Source organism: Acinetobacter legionensis, from assembly GCF_048551735.1.
Taxonomy (GTDB): Bacteria; Pseudomonadota; Gammaproteobacteria; order Pseudomonadales; family Moraxellaceae; genus Acinetobacter.
On record NZ_JBIMBV010000097.1, the window covers coordinates 1 to 473 of the forward strand.

At 35.3% G+C, this 473-nt stretch carries 1 protein-coding gene; it reads right to left on the minus strand.

From position 1 onward, the window contains the following. Positions 1-24: 24 nt before the first annotated feature. Positions 25-369, minus strand: a complete 345-nt coding sequence (locus ACG9ZL_RS21335; RefSeq protein WP_419361895.1) for a phage tail protein — start codon at positions 367-369, stop codon at positions 25-27. Positions 370-473: the final 104 nt, after the last annotated feature.

Here is a 473-nt window from a genome sequence, read left to right on the forward strand (position 1 = left end):
AGTGGGGCGTGAAGTTGATTAGATTTAAGGGTAAAAAACTTGGGTAAAGGTTGTGGAAATAGTCCAGATCATTCCACCTACTTGACTAGGTGTATAGCTTGTATCTGTTTTGACTCTCACCTCACCATCCAATGGAGAATTCCATAGAAATGAATCAGCCCCTTTGTGTCGATCAAAAAAAGCTTTGATTTGAAGAATCTCTTCCTTGGTAGATGTAAATTTGTAAGGCCACTCCCCCTTTTTATTGTTAATGCCTACTGAGATATTCTGTTCGTAGCCATCACCAAATTTCAAAGTCAAAATATTGAAGTTTTGTTTGCCTGAGTTTCCATCTAAATCACACGGAAATGTAAATTTTTCATTGCTCATAAATTATGTCCAATAAAAAACCCACTCAGGTGAGTGGGTAAGAATTTGTTAAACAAATTAAATTTAAAGTTTTTCTACAAAAGCTGCATCAATCAACTTATGAC

Excerpts from the sequence above, each read along its gene's own strand:
- ACG9ZL_RS21335 (WP_419361895.1), bottom strand. The coding sequence starts at position 369 with ATGAGCAATGAAAAATTTACATTTCCGTGTGATTTAGATGGAAACTCA.